The following is a 25,024-nucleotide window of genomic DNA, read 5'->3' as shown; positions in this document are numbered from 1 at the left end:
TCTTCCCACTCCTGTCTGTCTATATTCCTGTAAATTCTCCAAACTCTTCCCGAAGGATGCCGCAGATCTCTCCGATCGTGCAATAATCACGCACACAGTCCAAAATGAGCGGCATAAGATTTTCTGCTCCTTGAGCACCTTGGCGCAGCGCACCCAACCGAGCGCTCACTCGGTCGTGGTCCCTCGCAGACTTCAGACGGTTCAGCTTTTCTTTTTGCTTCTCCCCCAGTGTTGGATCGACTCTTAATAGTTCAGGCTGGACTTCATTTTCAACCGTGAATGAATTCATGCCTACGATGACTTCATCCCCTTTTTCAATCGCCTTTTGTATTTCATAAGACGTATGATGAATTTCACGCTGCATGTAGCCTTGTTCAACGGCAGCCACTGCTCCGCCCAGTGATTCTATTTTTTCAAGATAAAGTTTGACTTCATCCTCCATGACATCCGTCAGGTGCTCCACATAATAAGATCCGGCCAGAGGATCCACCGTATCCGCCACCCCGCTCTCATGGGCGATGATCTGCTGAGTTCTTAACGCGATTCTCGCAGAATCCTCGGTAGGAAGGGCGAGTGCTTCATCCCTCGAATTCGTATGCAGGCTTTGAGTGCCTCCCATTACGGCTGACAGCGCCTGAATGGTTACACGGACAATATTGTTATCTGGCTGCTGGGCCGTCAGCGTAGAACCGCCTGTTTGGGTGTGAAAACGAAGCTGCCAGCTCTTCGGGTTCTTTGCCTGATAATGTTCTTTCATAAGTTTGGCCCAAATTCTTCTAGCTGCCCTGAACTTGGCGACTTCCTCAAAGAACTGATTATGGGCATTAAAGAAAAACGCCAGCCTCGGTGCAAAATCATCGATGTTCAATCCGGCCTCCAACGCTGCATCGACATACGCTTTTCCATTGGCGATCGTAAATGCCAGCTCTTGAACAGCATTCGCCCCGGCTTCGCGGATATGGTAGCCTGATATACTTATGGTGTTCCATTTCGGCACCTGTTCCTTGCAATATGCAAATATATCCGTGATGAGGCGCATAGAGGGCTTAGGAGGGAAAATATACGTTCCCCTCGCAATGTACTCTTTTAAAATATCATTCTGAATCGTACCGGATATTTTTTCCGAAGAAACACCCTGCTTTTCTGCCACAGCAATGTACATTGCCAGCAAGACGGATGCAGGTGCATTGATTGTCATCGAAGTACTGACCTGATCCAGCGGGATATCCCGTAAAAGCGCTTCCATATCTTCCAATGAATCGATGGCAACCCCTACCTTCCCTACTTCTCCCTTGGACATCGCATGATCAGAGTCATAGCCTATCTGGGTAGGAAGATCAAAGGCGACGGAAAGGCCCGTTTGCCCTTGTTTTAACAGGTAGCGGAACCGCTTGTTGGTCTCTTCAGCAGAACCGAAGCCGGCATATTGCCTCATCGTCCAGTAACGGGCCCTGTACATCGTTGGCTGTATACCCCTAGTATAGGGATATTCGCCAGGCAATCCAAGTTTCTCTATATCGTAATCTTCTGTTTCTGCTCCATAAAGCCTGTCGATCTCAAACTTTGAACTCGTTTCAAATGTTTGCTTTCGTTCTGGAAACCGCTGCATGCTTTTCTCTGTTGCCAGCTTCCAATTATTTACTCTCTCCTGATGCTTGCTCATATGGCTGCCTCCTATAACCTATCATTCGACATTTTCTTTCTTACATTACTTTCTTTTTGAAAACGCTTTTTCCTGCCAAAATTGCTAAAATTATAGACAGATGGAAGGAAATCTTGTTACACTGTTCAATTCCTTGTACAATAATAATTGGATAAGGAGGGTAATGATGTCTCGAAAATTAATAAAAACCATAGTCTTTATCATGCTTGGCTCCTTGCTGCTGACAACCCTGCTGACGGGGATAAGTGCATTGTTCTAATAAAAACCAAAAAAATAAGCCTTTACGGCTTATTTTTTTTTGCACTAAATATCACTTTTCTTAAAGCTTTTCTTAATCTGCAAGTAGCGCTCAATCTCATTTAAAAGATGAAACAGCTTCGATCTTGTCTCAAATTCTTCCCGGTCTTTCGGCAAATCCATCTCTCGGAACTTTCTTCTCAATTTTTCAATACTATCAAGATAGATGACTGCCGTATTGCCCGGATGTACGGCTTCACTCAATTCATTGAAAAAATTCCCAAGGATGTACCCCTGCATATATCTCTGATCAATAGAAGAAAGGATCGGCATCATCCTCTCGATCAGTTCAAGCTGCTTTTCCCTCATCCTGAAATAAAGGTAATATTCATTTTCATAGCGTACCGTATGATTCTCCACATCGCGGAAAGCAAGATCCTTCCCCTCATCGATCAGCCGAGCCGCTTTAGTGATCTCATGCCCGTCCCAGAGATGGTTATGGTCATACAGATAGTCCCGAAACTCAAGAAAGATGGATTTGAATTGTTCCTCGAGGTCCGACTGGATCTTCTTTACGGTATGTTCCATGCTTGGCATATACAAGTTGACAAAAAGGGCCATGCCGATTCCGATACAAATCAGGGCAACTTCATTCCCTACCGCTTTCCAGCTGAGGTATTCCAGTGTATACAGATGAAGAATGATAACCGAACTGGTAATGATGCCTTCCTTAAGGTTTAAGGCAACAAGGACAGGGATAAACAGCAGGATCAGCAGCCCGATGCTCCATGGATGATAACCTAGAACATTGAAAAAAACGGCGGCAAACAATATACCGATGATACATGCCGCAAACCGTTCCCAGGAACTTATCAAGGACCGTTTCTGCGTCACTTTAACACAAAGAATTGTTAATATTCCTGCGGAGCTGTAGAATTCCAGACCCAACCACTGAGCGATGCCGATAGCAAGAGCCGTCCCGATTGCTGTCTTTACCGTCCTGTAGCCGATTTTGATTGCTGGCATATTAGCCTTCCTTTCCTGCTGTACTCCCAACGATTATCTCATGTTTAGCATGCGGCAGAAAGAATTTTCACATGCACATAGAAAGAAGCAAAAAAAGAGACCTGAAAAGGCCTCTTATAATACTTTTTCAAGAAAGGATTTCGCTCTTTCTGTTTTTGGCTGTTCAAAAAATTCAGCCGGCTCAGCATCTTCCACAAGCACACCGTCATCCAAAAATATAACACGGTCCGCCACTTCCTTGGCGAAGCCCATCTCATGAGTAACGATGGCCATGGTCATCCCGCTTTGAGCAAGGGATTTCATGACGTCCAGTACTTCCTTTACCATCTCAGGATCAAGAGCAGAAGTAGGTTCATCAAAGAGCATTACTTCCGGATTCATCGCGAGAGCTCTTGCAATCGCTACACGCTGCTTCTGGCCACCGGAAAGCCTGCCTGGATATTCGGCTTCTTTATCAGCAAGACCGACTCTCTTCAGAAGCTCACGGGCAGCTGCTTCTGCCTCGCGTTTAGAAACTTTATTAACGGTAACCGGTGCATACGTTAAGTTGTCCATTACAGTCATATGCGGAAAGAGATGAAAATGCTGAAACACCATCCCGATCTTCTTTCGGACTTGCTGGATTTTAGATGCTTGGGCAGTTACCTCCTGATCCTTGAATAAGATTTTTCCATCCGTCGGTTCTTCAAGCATGTTTATACATCGGAGGAAGGTCGATTTCCCTGAACCGGAAGGGCCGATGATCGCAACGACCTCGCCTTGTCCGATCTCAGTGGAAATGCCTTTTAATACTTCGTTTTTTCCAAATGTTTTATGAAGGTTTTCGATTTTAATCACCGCGGCTCATTCTCCTTTCAAGCATGCGTCCCAGAACAGTTAATGCCATTACCATCAGATAATAGATGATTCCTGCAGTTATCAGCGGCTCAAAATAACGGTACGTATCTGCCCCGACAATCTGTGCGCGCCTCATGATATCTGTCGTACCAATCACCGCAATGATGGCTGATTCCTTCGTTAATGTAATAAATTCGTTCATCAGTGCCGGCAGAATGTTCTTCAAGGCCTGAGGAAGGATGATCTGTCTCATCATTGAACCATAGGAGACCCCAAGCGCCATAGAAGCTTCACGCTGCCCTTTATCAACTCCATTGATTCCGGCCCTGATGATTTCGGAAACGTAAGCCGCTGAGTTCAATCCAAAGGTCAGTACACCTGCAAGAAATGGTTCGATTTTATATCCTGTCAGCTGAGGTGTCGCATTATAGATAATCAGCAGCTGAAGAATAAGCGGTGTTCCACGGAAGATGGATGTATAAGCGTCTGCTCCCCATCGAAGCACTTTCACTTTGCTTATTTTGCACAGAGAAAGAATCGTACCAAGCACAAAGCCTAAAAGAATGGACACAACCACAAATTTTAGGGTCGTTAATATCCCTTTTAAAATATACGGTACAGATGGCATGATAGTTGAAAAGTCAACAATCGACTTCTTCTCTGCTTTTTTCTTAGATTTCGGTTCAAACCATTTTTTGGCGATTTTATCCAGCTCGCCATTCTTTTTCATCAGCGCAATCTGCTGATTAAAATCATCCGTCAGCTTACTTCCTTTTTGAAGAGCAACCGCAGAACCGGCAGATGCGGAATCAGGTATTTCAAAAGCACTTAAATCTGAGTTTTTATTTAGATATTCAATAGCGACTCCGTCTTCAATAACGGCTCCATCAAATCTTTTAGACATAATTTCCTGTACAAGGTCAGGAACTTTATTTCTTTTTTCAATATGAACCTTGTCCACTTTATCAGCAATTTTTTTCGCTTCATTTTCCTGGATGGAACCTAGCTGGACACCAATTGTTTTTCCTTTTAAATCCTGAATCGTTTTAATTTTAGGATTATCTGTAACGACCAGCTGCTTAGCTTGATAGTAGGTGTTTGAGAAATCCACCTTCTTCTTCCGCTCTGCATTCGGCGTCATGCCAGCCATGACGAAATCGACCCGCTTTGAATCAAGTGCAGGAACCAGACCGTTAAAATCCATATCTTTTATGACGAGATTATAGCCAAGCTTGTCCGCGATGTGATTAGCCACATCCACATCAAAACCAATGATTTTGTTGCCTTTGGTCGTATCGATATACTCATAAGGCGCATAATCGGCAGATGTTCCCATAACCAGTGTTTTTTTATGTTTTTCTTTTGCTAAAGCCTGGTGCTCGCCTATTGGCAATACAGCCCCCACTGCACTGAAAATGATCAATAGCGCAAGTGAAAGCAATACATAGGTTCTTTTTAGCATTATATCCCCCAACTTTCTTAAAAAGTGTCTCTATAAAATTTATGCATTCATATTTATTCAATATAATGTATTTTAACACAGAAAGTGAGTGATATTAGTTTTTAGATAATTCCGAATGTATTTCTATTCATGATAGCGCATAATAAAACCCATCCTCTAAGAGAGAATGGGTCTTAAATGTTTATTTGCAATAGGTATTAAACGCATTGATTAATTTATTGACAACTTCCATCGGTTCTTCGCCTTCAATTTCGTGTCTTTGCACCATCGTTTGAATTTCTCCATCTTTTAGAAGGGCAAAGGATGGGGAAGAAGGAGGATAACCGGTAAAATAAGAACGCGCTTTCTCTGTCGCTTCCTTATCCTGTCCGGCAAAAACGGTAACAAGATGATCCGGGCGGATACCCTGCTTAACTGAATAAGAAGCAGCCGGCCTGGCAATACCGCCTGCGCATCCGCATACAGAATTGATCATAACCAACGTTGTTCCATTTTTAGCTAGTGCTTCATCTACCTCTTCAGGCGTCGTTAATTGCGTATATCCAGCCTCTACGATTTCTTTTCGTGCTGATTCAACGGCATCATTCATGAAAAAGTTAAAATTTAAATTCATTGCTGACCTCCCCTTTCTGCTTTTATTTTACCCGTTTTCTCTATGAATACAAAGAAAAGACGCTTACCCAGCGTCTTTTCTTTAGGGGGTTATGGGGTATGGAGGTGTTGATACTTCTTACTTACCCTTTTCATTCCCACATAAACCTCTTTTTAATAAATAGATGTTGTTTCACTCGAAATATTTTCCAAGCGTTCTTTAACACGGGCAAGGAACCTTCCGCAGACAAGTCCGTCAAGTACGCGGTGATCAAGTGACAAACAAAGATTAACCATATCACGGACTGCGATCATACCGTTATTCATAACAACCGGACGTTTTACAATGGATTCTACCGAAAGAATCGCTGCCTGCGGGTAATTAATAATCGGTGTAGACATGACAGATCCAAAAGAGCCGGTATTATTGACAGTGAACGTGCCGCCTTTCATATCATCAGCGCCCAAACGGTTCGTACGGACTTTATCTGCCAGTTCCTTCACTTCACGCGCTATACCTTTGATGCTCTTCTCATCTGCCTGTTTGATAACAGGAACGTAAAGTGCAGTATCGGTTGCTACAGCGATAGAAATGTTAATGTCTTTCTTCTGTATAATCTTATCGCCCGCCCACATGGAATTCAATTGAGGGAATTCTTTCAGTGATTCGACGACAGCTTTGATAAAGAAAGGCAGGAACGTTAAGTTGTAGCCTTCTTTTGATTTAAAATCGTTTTTCACGCCATTGCGGTAAGACACCAGGTTAGTAACATCTACTTCGACCATCGTCCACGCATGAGGAGCTTCGTGTTTGCTCCTCACCATGTTGGCAGCAATCGCTTTTCTTACACCTGTAACTGGAATCTCAATATCGCCAGGCTGGCTTTCAACCGATGGTGCTGGTTTTGGTGCTTCAGTTTGAGGAGCCGCCTGTGGTTCTGGGGCCTTGACGTTTGCTGCCTCCTGAATCGGAGCTTGAGCCGGTGTTGTTCCTTGTGCCGGAATATTACCGGATTCAATCAATTTCATTAAATCTTTGCGGGTAATCCGGCCATTCATTCCGGTACCTTCCACTTGGTTCAGATCAATGTTATGTTCATCCGCTATTCGAAGGACAGCTGGTGAAAAACGGTTTTTCTCAGATTTGTCCCGCTTAGGAAGCCCAGTTTCTGCAGAAGCAGTCGCCGTTCCTTCTTCTTTTTTATCAGAAGAAGAAGCTGCCGGTGCTGCTTGATCATTACTTTTTTCCGCTGTCCCGCTTTCCGTATCGATATAACAGATCAACTCGCCTACAGCGAGTGTGTCGCCTTCCTGAGCAGACAATTCTTTAATAACTCCAGTAAATGAAGAAGGAATTTCTGCATTTACCTTATCGGTCATTACTTCAGCAAGCGGATCGTATTTCTTTATATGATCACCAGGCTGTACCAGCCATTTGCTGATTGTTCCTTCTGTAACGCTCTCCCCGAGCTGGGGCATTAAGATTTTTTCCGTAGCCATTTATTCACCCTCCTGCTAGAGTGCTGTTTTAGAATTCAGCAAGTTCTCTCATTGCTTTTTCTACCTTATCTGGATTCACCATAAAATACTTCTCCATCGTTGGAGCGTAAGGCATTGCAGGCACATCAGGCCCTGCAAGACGTTTAATCGGTGCGTCCAGTTCAAAGAGGCAATGTTCACCGATAATAGCAGAAACTTCGCTCATAATGCTTCCTTCTTTATTATCTTCAGTCAATAGCATTACTTTGCCTGTTTTTGAAGCAGCTTCAATAATCGCTTCTTTATCAAGAGGATATACGGTCCTTAAGTCAAGAACATGAGCGGAAATTCCTTCTTTCTCAAGCTTTTCTGCTGCTTGAAGAGCAAAATGTACACATAAGCCATATGTAATGACCGTAATATCATCACCTTCACGTTTAACATCGGCTTTGCCGATCGGCAGTGTATATTCTTCTTCTGGAACTTCACCTTTAATCAAACGGTAAGCGCGTTTATGTTCAAAGAATAGAACAGGATCTTCATCACGAATCGCAGCTTTCAGAAGGCCTTTTACATCATAAGGAGTCGAAGGCATCACGATCTTAAGTCCAGGAACATTAGCGAACAATGCTTCGACTGACTGAGAATGGTACAGAGCACCATGAACCCCGCCGCCATACGGAGCGCGGATAGTGATCGGACATGTCCAGTCATTGTTCGAACGGTAACGGATCTTCGCAGCCTCGGAAACAATCTGGTTTACAGCAGGCATGATGAAATCAGCAAACTGCATTTCAGCAATAGGCCGCATGCCATACATCGCTGCACCAATTCCTACGCCTGCAATCGCGGACTCCGCCAATGGAGCATCAATTACTCGATCTTCACCAAACTCTTCTATCAATCCAGCAGTGGCACGGAACACTCCTCCGCGGACTCCAACGTCTTCTCCAACCACAAAAACTTTTTTATCCCGTTGCATTTCTTCTCGTATCGCCTGTGTTACTGCATCTATATAGGAAATAATCGGCATGGTTTCTCCCCCTTACTCTGCATAAACAAAGCGCATTGCAGATTCTGGGGCTGCATACGGCGCTGCTTCTGCATATTCAGTTGCTTCATCAATGATCGCTGCAATTTCTTCATGGCATTGCTTCTCAAACTCGTCAGTTAGAACGCCTGCATCTCTTAGATATTGAGCAAACGTAAAGATCGAATCCTTTGCCTTTGCTTCTTCAACTTCTTCCCTTGTACGATAGGCACGGTCATCATCATCACTGGAGTGAGGAGTCAGCCTGTATGACACGGCTTCGATCAATGTTGGACCCTCTCCGCGACGTCCGCGGTCTGCAGCTTCTTTTACTGCTTCATATACAGCCAACGGATCGTTTCCGTCTACGGTAACACCAGGAATGCCATAGCCTAAAGCACGGTCTGAAACATTTTTGCACGCCAGCTGTTTTTGGATCGGTACAGAAATGGCGTATTTATTATTTTCACACATGAAGATAACAGGAAGTTTGTGAACACTGGCAAAGTTGATGCCTTCATGAAAATCTCCCTGATTGGAAGAACCCTCTCCAAATGTGGTAAATGTAACAAGATCTTTTCCTTCAAGTTTTCCGCCAAGTGCCATACCGACAGCGTGTGGAACTTGAGTCGTAACCGGGGAAGAACCTGTAACGATTCGATATTTTTTTCCTCCAAAGTGACCCGGCATCTGCCTTCCGCCGCTATTAGGATCTTCTGCTTTTGCAAAACCTGAAAGCATCAAGTCTTTTGCAGTCATCCCAAACCAAAGGACGACTCCCATGTCTCTGTAATACGGCAATGCGAAATCTTTTTCACGGTCCAGCGCCATCGCGGCTCCGACCTGTGCTGCTTCCTGCCCCTGGCAAGAGATTACGAACGGGATTTTACCAGCCCGGTTCAACAGCCACATACGCTCATCGATTTTTCTGGCCATCAGCATCGTTCTATACATTTCAAGGACTTTTTCGTCCGTTAAACCAAGTCTTTCATGGCGGTTTTCGCCCATGATAGATCCCTCCTATTTTTAGAAATGAATCGCTTTTCCATCGACGGCAAGCGCTGCTTCGCCGAACACTTCAGAAAGTGTAGGATGAGGATGAACAGTCTGGGCGATCTCCCATGGTGTAGCATCCAAAACTCTCGCCAGACCTGCTTCAGAAATCATATCGGTAACGTGCGGTCCAATCATATGGACTCCCAAAAGATCGTCCGTTGCTTCATCCACTACAAGTTTAACAAATCCGTCTGATTCTCCATAAACAAGAGCCTTACCGATTGCTTTGAACGGAAACTTTCCGACCTTTACAGTATACCCTTTTTCTTTCGCTTCCTTTTCCGTATATCCCACACTCGCCATTTCCGGGCTGGAGTAAATACACTTAGAGATCATGGAATAATCAATAGGGTGCGGGTTCTGGTTGGAAAGATGCTCAACTGCTGCAATGCCTTCATGTGATGCCACATGAGCAAGCTGCAGCCCACCGATAACATCTCCGATGGCATAGATATGGCTTTCTGCCGTTTGGTAATATTCATTTGTTTCGATAAACCCTTTTTCTACTTTGATCGCTGTGTTCTCCAGGCCAATTCCTTCCACATTTGCCTGGCGTCCAACGGAAACAAGAATTTTTTCTGCTGAAAACGATGCCGTTCCGCCTTTATGCTCAGCATCAATCTGAACAGATTCTTCTTTTTTCAGCGTTTCTGAAAGAACTTTCGCACCTGTAACAAGTTTGATTCCTTTTTTCTTCAAGATGCGCGCAGCTTCCTTGGAAATCTCTTCATCTTCTGTCGGAAGGATTCTGTCCGCATATTCTACAACCGTAACTTCGACACCGAAATCATTGAGCATGGAAGCCCATTCGATGCCGATTACTCCGCCTCCGATGATCAGGATGGATGCTGGAAGAGTCTCCATTTTCAGTGCATCATCTGAAGACATGACCAATGTGCCGTCAATCTCTAACCCAGGCAGTGTACGAGGCCTGGATCCAGTCGCTACAATAACATTCTGCGGAATGAGGATTTCATTCTCGTCTCCATTGTTAAATTCAACCGAAATGGTTCCAGGCATCGGAGAAAAAATGGATGGCCCAAGGATACGGCCTGTCCCTTCGAAGACTTGAATGTCTCCTTTTTTCATGAGGTGCTTTACACCGTTATGAAGCTGATCAACAATTTTTTGTTTGCGTTCCTGTACTTTATTAAAATCAAGGGACACACCTTCAATGGAAACACCGTATTCAGCTGCTTTTTTAGAAGTAGAATAAACTTCTGCACTTCGCAGCAAGGCTTTGCTTGGAATACACCCTTTATGAAGGCAAGTTCCGCCAAGCAATCCTTTTTCCACTATCGCTACTTTTTTGCCTATTTGAGCTGCACGGATGGCTGCAACATAGCCGCCTGTACCTCCGCCGAGGATGACTAAATCAAAATCAGTTGCCATACTGTTTCTCCTTTATCACTTTAATTCGTTCGGACAGAAACATCTGATGCAGGATATTCTTTGGCTTCTTCCTCGCCCTTTAATACGCGAAGCCCTCCTTCGGCCAAAGCCTGAAGCTCATTTTCACCGGGCTGAACGATAACATCAGCAATCCATTCTACACGTTCTGTAATCTTTTTCACAAATTCCTTGCCGTAAGCTAGTCCTCCGGTAATGATGATCGCGTCAACTTGCCCTTCTAATACGGTACTGGAAGCGCCTATCTCCTTTGCCACCTGGTAGGCCATCGCATCGTAGATCAGCGCCGCTTCTTCATTTCCATTCGCGATCATCGCTTCGACCCTTACTGCATCATTCGTGCCAAGGTATCCGACAAGGCCGCCTTGTCCGACCAGTTTCTTCATGATCTCATCGGCATAGTATTCGCCTGAAAAGCATAATTCCACTAAATCTCCGACTGGAACGGTTCCGGCTCTTTCAGGAGAGAATGGACCTTCGCCGTGAAGACCGTTGTTTACATCAATAACCTTGCCGTAAAAATGAGCACCAACGGTAATTCCTCCGCCCATGTGCGTAACAATGAGCCTAAGGCTAGAGTATGGCTTACCAAGTAGAGAGGATACCCTTCTTGCAACAGCTTTTTGGTTCAATGCATGAAAAATACTCTTCCGCTTAATCTCTGGGATTCCCGAGACTCTCGCTAGCGGCTGCATCTCATCGACGACAACAGGATCAATAATAAATGATGGAATGTTTAGTCCGGATGCGATTTCGTATGAGATGATCCCGCCGAGATTAGAAGCATGCTCTCCCGCATAGCCCTTTCTAAGATCCGCAAGCATCAGATCATTAACATGATACGTGCCGCCCTCGATGGGACGCAGCAAACCGCCGCGCCCTACTACCGCACTTAATTTAGAAATGTTGATTCCTTCATGATCAAGGGTTTCGAGAATTGTATTTTTTCGAAATTCATATTGATCGATAATATTTTCAAATTTATTGATACTGTCGCTGTCATGCCGTATAGTTTTTTCAAAAACAGCACGTTCATTGTCGAAAATCCCGATTTTGGTAGAGGTTGATCCTGGATTGATGACGAGTAAGCGATATTCTTTTGTAGGCACCATATAAACCTCCAATGTTCAAACCGAGATTAGCGGGTCCTGTTGGACAGGATATGACGTTCGTTCAAAAGGAACTGGCTTCTGGAATTGCGCATTCTTTCAATTCGTTCTTCAGCGAGCCTGTCAGCTGCCAAATAAGTCGGGATACCATCGCGTTTAGAAATCTCGATAACTTTCGCAATGTTGTCATAGATTGTCTCAACTTTTTTCATTGCACGGTCGCGGTTGTAGCCATTCAATTCATCTGCTACATTGATAACACCGCCCGCATTGATTACATAATCAGGAGCATAAATGATTCCCATTTCGTGGATCGCATCACCATGACGTGTTTCACGAAGCTGGTTGTTTGCGGCACCCGCGATGACTTTTGCCTTAATCTGGCCGATCGTTTGGTCGTTGATGATCGCACCTAATGCACATGGTGCAAAGATGTCACATTCAACTCCATAGATTTCGTCAGGGTCGACGGCTTTCGCACCAAATTCTTCAACGACACGGTCAACCGCTTCTTTGTTGATATCTGTAACGATTAGTTGTGCGCCTTCTTCGTTTAAATGGCGGCAAAGATTGTAGGCAACATGTCCCACACCTTGAACTGCAATTACTTTCCCTTCAAGTGAATCCGTGCCAAACGCTTCGTTGGCTGCCGCTTTCATTCCGCGGTAAACACCGTAAGCTGTAACTGGTGATGGATTGCCTGAAGAACCGAAAGCAGGTGAGACACCTGTTACGAATGGTGTTTCTTGGTAGATGATATCCATGTCTTCAACCGTTGTACCTACATCCTCAGCTGTAATGTATCGGCCGTTAAGACCTTGAATAAAACGTCCGAACGCACGGAACATTTCTTCATTCTTGTCTTTTTTCGGATCGCCGATAATAACCGTTTTTCCGCCGCCAAGGTTCAGACCTGCAGCCGCATTTTTGTAAGTCATACCGCGTGCGAGTCTAAGTGCATCTTCAAATGCATCTGCTTCAGTGTTGTACGTCCACATTCTTGTCCCGCCTAATGCTGGCCCAAGTGTTGTATCGTGAATAACAACAATGGCTTTTAATCCTGATTGTTTATCTTGGCAAACCACCATTTGCTCATAATCATAAGTTTCCATGTATTTGAATAGTTCCATTTTATTTTTCCTCCTGGTTGTTGTTATTTTTTTCAAGTGATTTTACAGCAAGAGCAATAGAGTACAGCTTGCTTTCAGCCGTATCCGCTCTGGAAGTCAGAACGATTGGTGCACGGGCACCTGCGATAACTGCTCCCACTTTGGCATTTGCAAAATAGATAAGTGATTTATACAAAGCGTTGCCTGTCTCGATCGCAGGAACAACCAGTATATCGGCATGCCCTGCAACCTCGCTGGATATGCCTTTGTGTTCAGCCGCTTTTACTGAAATGGCATTATCCAATGCAAGGGGACCATCGACGATACACCCGCTGATTTGTCCTCTCTTGTTCATCACCATCAGAGCACTCGCATCCAGCGTTGCCTGCATGGCCGGGTTCACGGATTCAACAGCCGCCAAGACCGCAACCTTAGGCATTTCCACTCCGATACCTCTTGCAACCTGCACGGCGTTCTCGATGATCTGCGCTTTTTGCTGAAGATCTGGAGCAATATTCATTCCTGAATCGGTTACAAACAGCAGCCGATCATAGCCCGGAACTTCAAAGGCAGCGACATGTGACAGAATCTTACCCGTCCGCAGCCCGTTTTCTTTGTGAAGGACTGCTTTAAGCAGGTCAGCTGTAGGAATCAGTCCTTTCATCACGATGTCAGCTTGACCGCTGCTAACCACTTTCACAGCTTCAAGTGCAGCGTTTTCAGGTTTTGCCTCCATAATCTGAAGCTCTTCATTTTGCTCAAGCTTACTTCGCTGTAGCAAAAATTGGATTTTTTCTTTATTTCCAACAAGGATAAATGATGCAACCCCTTTTTCATAGGCCTGCTTCACTGACAGAATGACTTCTTCATCTTCAGCAGCGGCAACTGCCACTACTTTTTTTGATTCCGTTGAAATGGAGTTCAGCAGATGTTCTAGTTTCAATGTTCAGCCTCCCTTTGCCACCCTTCTATTACCATGCAAGAACCGTGCCAGCTGTTTCCCCCTTTTAAATTGGCTAAATTGTTATTTTTCCTATGAATATAATTGCACACCGTGAACAAAATTGCATGCATTTTCATTCATCCTGGCTTATTCCATACTTTTCAAGTTTGTAGTAGAGGCTTCGCAATGAAATGCCGAGTGCTTTTGCGCACTTGGTTTTATTGCCCTGGACACTAGTTAACGTATCCTGCAGGATGTCTCTTTCAACTTTTTCCATCTGCAGCGATAAGGGTTTAAACTCTCCAGCCAGTATTGGCCGAGACTTTTGATCCTCAGTTTTATCCAGCGATGGCAGATCAATATGGCTGGAGCTAATGGATTGTTTATGATGATCCATATGAATCATCGCTCTTCCGAGAACATTCTCCAACTCCCTGACATTGCCCGGCCATTCATACTGTTTTAGTATTTCTTCAGCTTGATTTGTTATTTCCTCAATATTTTTTCCATAATCCTGATTGAGCTTATGGATAAGGTGGCTTGCCAATAGCCGGATATCCTGTTTTCTGGCACGTAAAGGTGGAATATAAATCGGCATCCGGTTCAGGCGGTAATAGAGATCTTCCCGAAAAGCACCTTCACCAATTTTCCTTTCCAAGTTAATGTTCGTGGCCGCAATGACCCTTACATTTATTGGAACGGACTTTGTTCCACCTACTCTCCTTATTTCCTTTTCCTGAAGCACCCGAAGCAGTTTGGCCTGCATGGCTGGAGCCAGTTCACCGATTTCGTCCAGAAAGATACTTCCTCCGTTGGACTCTTCAAACAGCCCTCTTTTCCCTCCGCGCAATGCGCCAGAAAAAGCTCCTTCTTCATAACCGAACAGCTCACTTTCAAGAAGGGATTCTGATATGGCAGCGCAGTTGACCCTGATAAATTTATTGTACTTTCTGCTGCTCCCATTATGGATGGCGTGGGCGAAAAGTTCCTTCCCTGTTCCAGATTCTCCTCTCAGCAGTACGGTTGCGGGTGTTGAAGCGGCCAGACGGGCCTGCTCGACGGCAAATTTCATTTCCTCAGACTCACCTTTTATATCTTCAAAGGAATATTTAGCTTCAAGTGTACGGATAATTTGTCGGGCACGGCTCAGCTCCTCAGTAAGGGATTTAATTTCCGATACATCATGGATCACGCCGACACTTCCCTTTAGCACACCGTCTACAATAATAGGTGCCACGTTGACGACAACATCGCGCCGCTGCGGCCCAACTTTTAGCCGGGCACCTCTGACAGGCTTTCTCGTTTTAAGGACCTGCATATGTATACTCTCACCTTCAGAGATATCAATCGTAGCAGGCTTTCCGATCACTTTTTCTGATGTTAGTCCGGTAAGCCTCGTATAGGCAGGGTTAATCATCAACCCTTTTCCTTCTTCATCAACAACCGAGATTGCTTCTTCAGAAGACTGAATAATCGCATGAAGCATGGACTGGATGCTTTTCAGATTGGTGACTTCCTCTGCAAGATCAATCATTTCGGTGATATCCTTAAATACTGCAAATGCACCCATCTTGTTGCCAAAATCATCAATAATCGGAATTCGGGTTGTAATAATTTTTGTGCCATTGTCCAGTATTTGTTCCTGGTTGATTTCTTCCTTGCCATCGGACATTACTCTAGGCAGCTGGCTGTTGGGGATCACTTCATGCACAGGATGGCCAAGTACATCTTCTTTCTTGCTCCCCGTCATTTTTTCTGCACTCTTATTAAATAAAGTGACAGATAAATTTTCATTAATAGCAATCATTCCATCATGTGTCGAATCAAGTATAGTATTAATCTTATGGAGTTTGCTTTTATAAGAAGGGATATAATGTTCACTCGCAGACAGCGTCTGGCAGAACTCCCAGGCAATTGAGGATGGGATAATACTGACCCGGTCCCCAAAATGAAGCATTGCCATTTGTCTTGGCAGTTGATTGGTAAAATCGATCAAAAAATCAACAGAACGGTCAGCAGCTCCATCCAAGCTGTCTTCGATCGGGATATTAAATTGCTCTGCCAGCCGATTTAATCCTTCAGAAGCAGAAGATCTTAAAATTATGGCACTGATTTGAATCACGCGGGACGAAGCCAAAAGAAGTACCAGAGACTCAAGATGCTCCCCTGTCCCGTAAATAACTGCTTTTTGCATACCCAGCTCCTTAGTTTTGCAATTATTTTCACACCCTAATCATACGTTTTTATGAAAAGGTTTGCAAGATTGGGATTTTCATTCGACACCCAACTACAACTGCAGTAAAATGAAGGAGTAAAAGGAGAGGACAACCATGCAACGTTTAATTGCTCTGCTCATTATGGTGATCCCGGGAATTGCTGGTGTAGTCGGAATAAAATTAATGAGAGATGTTTTGTTTGGCATTTATTACGGATTCGGTGCCCTGTGGCTTCAGTTTGCGGCCGGTTTCATCCTGTTTGTCTGCGGTCTGTCATTTGTAGCCGGCTTTGTATTTTACCGTGACCGAAAAAGAAATAAAGTTCAGACCCGTTTCCAAAAAAAATAGTCCGCAGAAGAACTATTCTTCCGTGGACTATTTTTTATTGCACACAAAAACAGAAGACTCTTGCGGAGTCTTCTGCGGAATAAGGAGGTATACATTCAAAGGCTAGGAAGGAATTGAATACAAGTTCGTTCTCCCTATTCCCAAAGCCAGGGCGTTAATTTAAACGGTCATACTGGATTTATGTTCGATTCTCAGCTTGTCTGCGACCATGGCGATAAACTCAGAATTGGTCGGTTTTGCTTTTGACATGGACACCGTATAACCGAACAGGGATGAAATACTGTCGATGTTGCCTCGGCTCCACGCTACTTCTATAGCATGGCGGATCGCACGTTCGACTCGGCTGCTGGTTGTATTGAACTTTTTAGCGATATCAGGATAGAGGACCTTTGTAATGGATCCTAGCAATTCAATATCGTTGTATACCATTGATATGGCTTCACGCAGATACATGTATCCTTTAATATGGGCAGGAACCCCAATCTCGTGGATGATGCTTGTGATGCTCGCGTCAAGATTCCGCGGCTGTTTCATTGTATTTAATGCTGCTGATCGAGCAGTTGATGGACGCTGTACAAAAGACTTTTCCGTTCCGCTGATCTGGCGAATCTGACTAGCGAGATTTTCCATATCAAACGGTTTCAATATGAAGTAAGAAGCACCAAGTTCCACTGCTTTTTTTGTTACGTCCTCTTGGCCAAATGCCGTCAGCATAATGACGTTTGGCTGCGGAAGATGATCGTTTGAACGAATTCTTTCAAGTACTGCAAGCCCGTCAAGATGAGGCATGATAATGTCCAGTACAAGGACATCAGGATTTTTATCTTCAAGGACGTTCAGGCACTCCTGACCATTGAAAGCGACACCAATCACTTCCATATCATCCTGATTTGCCAAATATTCTTTTAACAAACTAATTAATTCACGGTTATCGTCCGCTAAACAAACTTTTATTTTTTGCACGGATATTCCTCCCTATCCAACATTTTCTTCGTTTCTCTTATAAGATTTCCACAAAAAACCTGTTTTCCCTTTATTTTTTCTCAAATTTTTAATTTTGGTTAATATATCACATTTTCTCTTCAATTATCTTAGATTTTCGACACTATATCAGTTTTCTTAACCACGCTTGTCGAATTTTCTTTATCTACTATGTATTGTATAAAATATTCATTCAAATGTCTATGAAAAGGAGAAGGTTTTCCTTTTGATGGAAAAAAAGCAGAGGCTGCTTTTAACTCGCCTTCTGCTTTTGTTTTCCATATATATTTATACCTGCTTCATCCAGCATCCATTCAATATGAACACCATACCCTGAAGTCGGATCATTTACAAACACATGAGTAACCGCACCAATGAGCTTTCCGTTCTGGATGATCGGGCTCCCACTCATCCCCTGAACGATTCCGCCTGTTGTTTTCAAGAGCTTCGGATCGGTAATTTTTATAACCATCCCTTTTGTTGCAGGGAACTTTTGAGGAACTGAACTGACAACTTCCACTTGGAATGCCTGTACTTTCGTTCCGTTAACGACCGTCAGGATCTTGGCGGGTCCTTCTTTTACTTCATCAGAAAAAGCAACCGGCAGGGGTTTATCCCACCGTCCGTTTGATAAACCGTCATTCAGCTTTCCAAATATACCGAATGGACTGTTTCTCGAGATACTTCCAATGCTTTCATTTTCGTCAGAAAAACGCGCTAATTTCTCGCCAGGATGACCATTGCTTCCCTTTTCAATAGAAGTAACGGTTGATTTTAAAATTTCTCCTTTGTTCACGACTATCGGCTGCTTCGTATCCATATCTGAGATCACATGGCCAAGTGCTCCATACTTATGTGACTGAGGATGAAAGAACGTCAGTGTTCCGACTCCTGCAGCAGAATCTCTGATATATAACCCGATACGATAAGATAAGTCGTGTTTATCCTGGAGCGGCTGTAATGTTCGATGGTACGTTTTTTTGTTTCTGATCACTGTTACATCCAGCATGCCGCCTGATTTACCGGCTTTTCTTACAAATGGGGCAACATCTCCCATTTTTGCAATGCTTTCACCGTTGATTTTAGTAATAATATCACCAACTTGTATATCTGCGATTTCACCTGGTGATCTTTGTCCTTTTTTAGTATCTACAAGATGATGGCCTACGACCAAAACACCTAAGGTATTCAGTTTAACCCCAATTGATTGTCCCCCTGGCACCACTTTCAATTCCGGCAATACACTTATCCCCATTTTTTTCACCGGAAAGCCTCCTGCTTCGAGCGTGACCACAGAATCACCATCCTCACGAGCATTGACTGAAAATGAGTGTCCGCCACTCGATTTGCCTATTGAAAAGATTGCATTTGTTCCTTTTGCTGAAGCAACCTCAGTTCCCGCAGGAAGGTTGGAAACGATACGATCCTGACCTTTAAACACCTTTAGGGCTGAAGGCAGGCCTACATAATCCTGGACCGGCTCAAGGAAACCAATTCCCACCAGGCAACCAAGGAGAATCACACCTAAAATCCGCCTTAATTTATCTTTAACCATCTTTCACTCTCCTCGCTCCTTACCCACACCTCCAACATGGCTGTACTACTAATTTTGCCTTAGAACTGTAAGATTATAACCGCTTAAAAAGAAAAAGCTATCCTTAAATGGATAGCTTTACATACGTATAATGCCCAAAATGACTTTAACGCTTATGATGTTTTTTTTATTTCTTCGGCAAGATCAAGCAGTTCCCTTGCATGCTGTTTTGTCAGCTCTGTGATCTCAACTCCGGAGATCATTCTTCCGATCTCATTGACTTTTTGTGTTGTTTCCAGTGAGACGACATGTGTCGTCGTCCTTTTCTTCGACGTTTCTTTGGAGATATGCAAATGAGTATCTGCCATGGCTGCCACCTGCGGAAGATGAGTAATACAAAGCACCTGGGAACCTTCTGAGACCCGGAAGATTTTTTCAGCAATCGCTTGTGCGACACGCCCGCTTACCCCTGTATCCACCTCATCAAATATAATTGCAGTAATTCCCTGATGATGTGAGAAGATGGATTTCAGCGCTAGAATAACACGGGAAAGCTCTCCTCCAGAAGCCACTTTTGCCAGCGGCTTCAATGGTTCTCCAGGGTTAGTGGAGATGAAGAACTCCACTTGATCAGAGCCGTATTTACCGAAATCCTGTTCACGCAATTGCTCGGTTTCATGTTGCAATGAAGTAATCTTAATGTCGAACACAGTCTTCTCCATATACAGTTCTTTTAATTCTTGAAGAATTTCAGAAGTCAGGCGCTCGGCAAGGTTCTTTCTTTTTTTACTAAGCTTTTGAGCATGTTTCTGAAGGAGTTTTTCCTGTTTTTGAAGCTGCTGTCTTAATGCTTCGATATTGCCGTCCTTATTCTGCAGAATATCTAATTCTTTTTCAATCTTAGATGCATATTCCAATATCTCATTTACAGTGTTGCCATATTTTCGTTTCAACTTGCTGATTTCGTTCAATCTCGTCTCTATAAAATCCAGTCTTGCCGAATCAAATTCCATGGTTTCAAAATAATTACGGATGGAAAAAGCCGCTTCTTCCAGTGCATAAAAATGATTTGCCACATTCTCCTGCAGCTGGTTCAGCTCATCATCGAGATGGGAAATATTCTGAAGATGGCTCAATGCGACAGAAACGTGTTCAATCCCTTTTTGTTCACCATATAGCGACTGATAAGAATCCTGAAGGCTGTTAAAAAGCTTCTCATAGTTCCCGAGCTTCAGTTTCTCTTCCTGCAGTTCTTCATCTTCATTGGGCAATAGTTCGGCGCTGTTGATTTCTTCAAGCTGATACTGGATCAGATCAACCCTTTGGTTCATCTGCTGTTCGTTTTCTGTCAGATTTCTTAACTGCTTCCTCAAATCCTTATATTCATAATAGACGGATTGATATTGGCTGACGAGAAGCTCCATATCATCATCGCCAAAGCTGTCGAGCAACGAAAGATGCATCTCAGGCTGCATTAAGTATTGTGTCTCATGCTGCCCATGGATATCAACCAGAGATTGCCCGCATTCTTTTAAAAGTGACAGCGTCACAAGCTTCCCGTTAATCCTGCATACACTTTTGCCGGACTCCATAATGTCCCTTTTTAAAACGACCATTCCATCCTGTATATCGATCCCCAATTCTTCAGCTTTTGAAAAAACGGGATGAGGAGCATCCACTAAAAATAACCCTTCAATCTCCGCTTTTGGTGTTCCATAGCGTACGAACTCTGAGGAACCTCTCCCTCCGATCAATAGACCGATGGCATCAATAATTATGGATTTACCGGCACCAGTTTCCCCGGTTAGCACGGTGAGCCCTTTATTGAAGGAGATGGTTAATGCATCAATAATCGCAAAATTGCGGATGCTTAATTCTGCCAGCAATTACATCACACCTTACTTTTTAAGCTTTTGAGGTTAGAAACCCATTGATTTTACAGCATGTCAAGAAACCGCTGTGACACGTCGGGAGAAACATCTTTCGAACGGCATATTACCAGAATCGTATCATCACCGCAGATGGTTCCCATAATCTCTTCCCAGTCCAGATTATCGATCAAGGCACCAATCGCGTTGGCATTACCGGGCAGCGTTTTCATAACAATTAAGTGATCAGCCTGGTCGATGCTTACAAAGCTGTCGATCAGTGTCCGCCTTAGCTTTTGCAGCGGGTTGAAACGCTGATCTGCAGGCAGGCTGTATTTGTATCTTCCGTCTGACATCGGCACTTTTACAAGATGCAGTTCTTTAATATCACGGGAAACCGTAGCCTGTGTCACATTAAAATGAGCATTGCGAAGCTGCTCGACCAGGTCATCTTGTGTCTCAATTTCTTTATGTGTAATGATTTCTCTTATTTTAATATGACGTTGGCCTTTGTTCACGTCTTTCACCTCATTTAATATCAATTGGAGCCCAAATTCTTAAGTCATCTGCTCTTATCTTATAATATTGTCCGGTACTTGTACATTTTTTCTCTATTCTTACAATAACCACTATGAGCAAAAAAATAACCCGTATCACTGATTTGTAATACGGGCCATTGTTTATTTATTCTTCTGCATCTGTTTTTTTGAATTGAAGGTGAGCTTCCGAAACGACTTTCGCAATATCTTCCTCTTGAAAGGTATCTGCTGTTTCTTCTTCAGACTTTAAGTGAACAAGAAATTCGATGTTTCCTTCCCCGCCAGTTATAGGAGAAAAAGAAAGATGCTTAACACTGTAGCCTTCGTTGCGGGAAAATCGGATGATTTCTCCGATAACCCGTTCGTGGGTAGCAGGATCTCGTACGATTCCTTTTTTGCCAACATCCGCTCTCCCGGCTTCAAACTGAGGCTTGATCAAAGCCATGACCTCTCCGCCCGGTTTTAAGATGGTCTTAAGAACAGGCAGAATCAGTTTTAACGAAATGAACGAAACATCAATCGTAGCAAATTCCGGCAGACCAAAGGCAAGATCCTCTGGTTTGACGTACCTGAAATTTGTTCTTTCCATTACAGCTACACGTTCATCCTGTCTGATTTTCCAGGCAAGCTGATTGTATCCGACATCAAGGGCATAGACAAACTTCGCCCCATTTTGGAGGGCACAATCGGTAAACCCACCGGTGGATGCCCCGATATCCAGAACTATTTTTCCTTCAAGGTTCAAGCTGAATACCTTGATCGCTTTCTCCAGCTTTAAACCACCCCTGCTCACGTATGGCAGTGCATTGCCCTTTACCGCCAGAGGAGCTTCAATATCGATCTTTAAACCCGGTTTGTCTAATCGCTCGCTTCCCGAATAGACAAGCCCGGCCATTATTGAACGTTTTGCTTTTTCCCTCGTCTCACTCAAACCCCGTTCAACAAGCAAAACGTCGATTCGTTCTTTCTTCATGTATATAGACCCTTTTTCTTTTTTTCTAGAACGAGCTTCTTCGTCCGTTCTACAACCGCTTCTGTCGTCATCCCGATCTCTTCAAGCAGCTTTGTTACACTCCCATGCTCAATGAAGCAATCCGGTATCCCCATCCTGTCTACCATAGATGAGTAGAACTGATGCTCGTTGGCATACTCAAGAACTGCACTGCCGAAACCGCCTTGCAGGACTGCTTCCTCGATTGTGAGGATCGGCAACCCTTCACGAAGGATTCCCATCATCATCTCATGGTCAAAGGGCTTGATGAAGCGGGCGTTGATCACCCTTGCGGAAACACCTTGTTTTGCAAGGATTTCCCAAGCTTTCAATGCCATCGGAACCGTTGTTCCAAATGTAAGAATGACGGCTTCGTTTCCTTCTTTCAATACTTCCCAGCTTCCGATTGGAATCTCTTCCAACTCAGGATCTAATTCAACTCCGAGTCCGTTTCCTCGTGGGAACCGAATTGCAATCGGGCCATCATCGTAATTCACCGCGGAATGGACAAGATGCTGAAGTTCATTCTCATCTTTCCCCATAGCGATCACCAGGTTTGGAATATGGCGCATGAACGCTATATCAAAAACGCCTTGGTGGGTTTCACCATCAGCTCCAACAAGTCCTGCACGGTCAATTGTTAAGATCACATTTAAATTTTGTCTCGCCACATCATGTACGAGCTGATCATACGCCCGCTGCAGGAATGTAGAATAGATGGAAAGCACGGGCTTCATGTTTTGAGTAGCGAGCCCTGCAGCCATCGTCATGGCATGCTGCTCTGCAATCCCAACATCATACAGCCTGTCAGGAAACTTTTGAGCATACCCTTGAAGCTGTGAGCCTAAGATCATGGCAGGTGTGATCACCACAACCCGTTCATCAGTCTCTGACAACGTACTCAGTGTATCACTGACGAGTTTGCTGTAAGAAGGAGCAGCCTGTTTCGCTTTAATCTTCTCTCCGGATTCAATTTTATATGGCCCAACTCCGTGCCAATGATCCGTAAGGTCCTGTTCAGCCGGTTTATAGCCTTTGCCTTTTTTCGTCAATACGTGGACAATAACAGGTCCTTCTGTCTTTTTCGCATAACGAAGGTTTTCTTCCAGATCAGAAAGGTCATGTCCGTCCACAGGGCCAAGGTAGGTATATCCCAGTTCTTCGAAGAACATTCCTGACACAAGCATGTATTTCAGGCTGTCTTTCACCCTTTCAGCAGTTGCTGCGAGCTTCCCGCCAAAAGCAGGGATTTTGCGGATCAGAGATTCCAGTTCATCCTTTGCTTTATTGTATTTCTTAGCTGTCCTCATGCGGCCGAGCACACTGTGCAGAGCACCGACATTCGGGGCAATGGACATCTCATTGTCATTTAAAACGACGATCAGATCTTTCTTCTCGTGCCCGATATGGTTCAGTGCCTCAAGAGCCATACCGCCTGTCAAAGCGCCATCTCCAATAACGGCTACTACTTTTTCATCTGTCCCTTTTAGATCACGGGCAATGGCCATCCCCATAGCAGCTGATAAGGAAGTAGAACTGTGTCCTGTTTCCCAGACATCATGTTCGCTTTCAACTCGTTTCGGAAATCCGCATAACCCTTTATATTGGCGCAATGTATCAAATTGCGATGTTCTGCCTGTCAGCATTTTGTGGATATAAGCCTGGTGGCCGACATCCCAGATCAGCTTGTCCTTCGGGCTGTCAAAAACCTTATGAAGGGCAAGTGTCAGTTCTATTACCCCAAGATTGGCACCGAGATGCCCGCCTGTAACAGAGAGCTTGCTGATTAAAAATTGTCGGATCTCCTGCGCAAGCTTCATAAGTTGTTCTTGATCGTAGGACTTCAAGAACTGAGGGTTTTGAATATCTTCCAGTTTCATGGAAAATCCTCACTTTCCAATTTAATTCCTTCTCTTTCCTCTATTAGAAGAAGTATCAAATAGTTTAATCTTTAATTTTTCCTCAAAAAAATATATTAAACGGCCCACTTGAAAAATAATGGCTGTGGCATGATGGATCGCATATGATTTTCCGAACGCTTTTCCTCCAACCGTAATAGCCGCAATAATCCCGGTAAACAAGATGGAAACTGTATGTTCAAACACCGTTCCTTCTCCACGCCCAAGGTTCATTGTCAATTCAACAATTACCGCGGCCGAAGCCGTCCCGCTGATAATGCCTGATATATCTCCAATCACATCATTGCAGAAATTGGCTACCCTGTCAGCATTCCTTGTAATTAGTATGGCATGTCTGGCACCCGGCACTTTTTCAGATGCCATGGCATGAAAGGGAACTTCATTAGCTGCAGTTGATGCTACTCCAATGATATCAAAAAATACCCCAATAAGAACAATAATTAACACAATCACCATACCCATGCCCCATGATACACCACTCAGCAGCAGGGTGGAAGCTACTGAAAAAATTGCCGCTAACACGAGCGTGATAACGGCAATGCCTGTACTCCATTTTAGCGATTTATGAAAAGAATGTTTCATAAAATCTCCCTAAATATAATGAACGCCTTACGCCAAGATCAAACGTAAGGTTCCATTTGAATTATGTAATAGGAGTGGTCATTCAAAAAGTAAA

Annotated in this window: 22 protein-coding genes; 2 read left to right on the top strand and 20 right to left on the bottom strand. The window is 43.9% G+C overall.

Going from position 1 to position 25,024, the window contains the following annotated elements; all coding sequences use genetic code 11:
- Positions 1 to 19 precede the first annotated feature (19 nt).
- Positions 20 to 1,663: a methylmalonyl-CoA mutase family protein gene (locus tag P4361_RS10455; RefSeq protein WP_328089334.1), complete on the bottom strand. Its 1,644-nt coding sequence runs from the start codon at positions 1,661 to 1,663 to the stop codon at positions 20 to 22.
- Between the two features lie 166 nt (positions 1,664 to 1,829).
- Here P4361_RS10455 and prli42 point away from each other — a divergent pair, with 166 nt between their 5' ends.
- Positions 1,830 to 1,922, top strand: coding sequence for a stressosome-associated protein Prli42 (gene prli42 / locus P4361_RS10450; protein WP_156316366.1), 93 nt, complete (start codon positions 1,830 to 1,832; stop codon positions 1,920 to 1,922).
- A gap of 44 nt (positions 1,923 to 1,966) precedes the next feature.
- Here prli42 and P4361_RS10445 read toward each other — a convergent pair whose 3' ends face one another.
- The 12 genes from P4361_RS10445 to P4361_RS10390 all read right to left on the bottom strand — a co-directional run bounded on the left by P4361_RS10445 (position 1,967) and on the right by P4361_RS10390 (position 16,146).
- Entirely contained in the window at positions 1,967 to 2,926 is a 960-nt protein-coding gene (locus P4361_RS10445; protein WP_328089333.1) for an aromatic acid exporter family protein, read from the bottom strand.
- 114 nt (positions 2,927 to 3,040) lie between these two features.
- Positions 3,041 to 3,763: an amino acid ABC transporter ATP-binding protein gene (locus P4361_RS10440; protein ID WP_256226007.1), complete on the bottom strand. Its 723-nt coding sequence runs from the start codon at positions 3,761 to 3,763 to the stop codon at positions 3,041 to 3,043.
- Entirely contained in the window at positions 3,756 to 5,225 is a 1,470-nt protein-coding gene (locus tag P4361_RS10435; RefSeq protein WP_328089332.1) for an ABC transporter substrate-binding protein/permease, read from the bottom strand. The genes P4361_RS10440 and P4361_RS10435 overlap by 8 nt, the downstream gene beginning before the upstream one ends.
- Before the next feature lie 181 nt (positions 5,226 to 5,406).
- Positions 5,407 to 5,838 carry a BrxA/BrxB family bacilliredoxin gene (locus tag P4361_RS10430; protein WP_248253076.1) on the bottom strand — a complete coding sequence of 144 codons (432 nt, stop codon included), beginning with the start codon at positions 5,836 to 5,838 and terminating at the stop codon, positions 5,407 to 5,409.
- A 152-nt stretch (positions 5,839 to 5,990) separates the two neighbouring features.
- Complete coding sequence (locus tag P4361_RS10425) at positions 5,991 to 7,316, bottom strand: dihydrolipoamide acetyltransferase family protein (protein WP_328089331.1); 1,326 nt, start codon at positions 7,314 to 7,316, stop codon at positions 5,991 to 5,993.
- Between the two features lie 28 nt (positions 7,317 to 7,344).
- Positions 7,345 to 8,328: an alpha-ketoacid dehydrogenase subunit beta gene (locus tag P4361_RS10420; protein ID WP_328089330.1), complete on the bottom strand. Its 984-nt coding sequence runs from the start codon at positions 8,326 to 8,328 to the stop codon at positions 7,345 to 7,347.
- 12 nt (positions 8,329 to 8,340) lie between these two features.
- Positions 8,341 to 9,333, bottom strand: coding sequence for a thiamine pyrophosphate-dependent dehydrogenase E1 component subunit alpha (locus P4361_RS10415; RefSeq protein WP_328089329.1), 993 nt, complete (start codon positions 9,331 to 9,333; stop codon positions 8,341 to 8,343).
- Between the two features lie 18 nt (positions 9,334 to 9,351).
- Positions 9,352 to 10,773: a dihydrolipoyl dehydrogenase gene (gene lpdA / locus P4361_RS10410; protein ID WP_328089328.1), complete on the bottom strand. Its 1,422-nt coding sequence runs from the start codon at positions 10,771 to 10,773 to the stop codon at positions 9,352 to 9,354.
- 20 nt (positions 10,774 to 10,793) lie between these two features.
- Complete coding sequence (gene buk, locus P4361_RS10405) at positions 10,794 to 11,903, bottom strand: butyrate kinase (protein WP_062235121.1); 1,110 nt, start codon at positions 11,901 to 11,903, stop codon at positions 10,794 to 10,796.
- A 26-nt stretch (positions 11,904 to 11,929) separates the two neighbouring features.
- Positions 11,930 to 13,030, bottom strand: coding sequence for a branched-chain amino acid dehydrogenase (gene bcd, locus P4361_RS10400; RefSeq protein WP_328089327.1), 1,101 nt, complete (start codon positions 13,028 to 13,030; stop codon positions 11,930 to 11,932).
- Position 13,031: 1 nt separating this feature from the next.
- Entirely contained in the window at positions 13,032 to 13,952 is a 921-nt protein-coding gene (yqiS, locus tag P4361_RS10395) for a phosphate butyryltransferase (RefSeq protein ID WP_328089326.1), read from the bottom strand.
- A 133-nt stretch (positions 13,953 to 14,085) separates the two neighbouring features.
- A complete protein-coding gene (locus tag P4361_RS10390; protein ID WP_328089325.1) occupies positions 14,086 to 16,146 on the bottom strand; it encodes a sigma-54-dependent Fis family transcriptional regulator in 2,061 nt (686 codons plus the stop codon).
- 136 nt (positions 16,147 to 16,282) lie between these two features.
- Here P4361_RS10390 and P4361_RS10385 point away from each other — a divergent pair, with 136 nt between their 5' ends.
- Positions 16,283 to 16,516: a DUF2627 domain-containing protein gene (locus tag P4361_RS10385; RefSeq protein WP_328089324.1), complete on the top strand. Its 234-nt coding sequence runs from the start codon at positions 16,283 to 16,285 to the stop codon at positions 16,514 to 16,516.
- A gap of 159 nt (positions 16,517 to 16,675) precedes the next feature.
- On the opposite strand, the gene spo0A is transcribed toward P4361_RS10385, so the two are convergent.
- From spo0A to P4361_RS10350, 7 genes are all read right to left on the bottom strand, one after another.
- The gene (gene spo0A / locus P4361_RS10380; RefSeq protein WP_053357940.1) at positions 16,676 to 17,479 is read right to left on the bottom strand and encodes a sporulation transcription factor Spo0A; all 804 of its coding nucleotides are present in this window, start codon (positions 17,477 to 17,479) and stop codon (positions 16,676 to 16,678) included.
- A gap of 271 nt (positions 17,480 to 17,750) precedes the next feature.
- Positions 17,751 to 19,052 (bottom strand): SpoIVB peptidase, encoded by a 1,302-nt coding sequence (gene spoIVB, locus P4361_RS10375; RefSeq protein WP_328089323.1) that lies wholly within the window; start codon positions 19,050 to 19,052, stop codon positions 17,751 to 17,753.
- A gap of 152 nt (positions 19,053 to 19,204) precedes the next feature.
- On the bottom strand, positions 19,205 to 20,917 hold the full coding sequence (gene recN / locus P4361_RS10370) for a DNA repair protein RecN (RefSeq protein ID WP_328089322.1): 1,713 nt from the start codon (positions 20,915 to 20,917) through the stop codon (positions 19,205 to 19,207).
- Positions 20,918 to 20,967: 50 nt separating this feature from the next.
- Positions 20,968 to 21,417: a transcriptional regulator AhrC/ArgR gene (ahrC, locus tag P4361_RS10365; RefSeq protein ID WP_053357937.1), complete on the bottom strand. Its 450-nt coding sequence runs from the start codon at positions 21,415 to 21,417 to the stop codon at positions 20,968 to 20,970.
- Between the two features lie 166 nt (positions 21,418 to 21,583).
- Positions 21,584 to 22,411, bottom strand: a complete 828-nt coding sequence (locus P4361_RS10360; protein ID WP_062235102.1) for a TlyA family RNA methyltransferase — start codon at positions 22,409 to 22,411, stop codon at positions 21,584 to 21,586.
- Positions 22,408 to 24,309 carry a 1-deoxy-D-xylulose-5-phosphate synthase gene (dxs, locus tag P4361_RS10355; RefSeq protein ID WP_328089319.1) on the bottom strand — a complete coding sequence of 634 codons (1,902 nt, stop codon included), beginning with the start codon at positions 24,307 to 24,309 and terminating at the stop codon, positions 22,408 to 22,410. Before dxs ends, P4361_RS10360 begins: the two co-directional genes overlap by 4 nt.
- Positions 24,310 to 24,330: 21 nt before the next feature.
- The gene (locus P4361_RS10350) at positions 24,331 to 24,930 is read right to left on the bottom strand and encodes a hypothetical protein (RefSeq protein WP_256226015.1); all 600 of its coding nucleotides are present in this window, start codon (positions 24,928 to 24,930) and stop codon (positions 24,331 to 24,333) included.
- Between the last annotated feature and the right edge of the window lie 94 nt (positions 24,931 to 25,024).

The organism is Fictibacillus sp. B-59209, from assembly GCF_036216745.1.
Taxonomy (GTDB): Bacteria; Bacillota; Bacilli; order Bacillales; family Fictibacillaceae; genus Fictibacillus_C; species Fictibacillus_C marinisediminis.
This window is presented reverse-complemented; position numbering and strand designations above follow the sequence as displayed.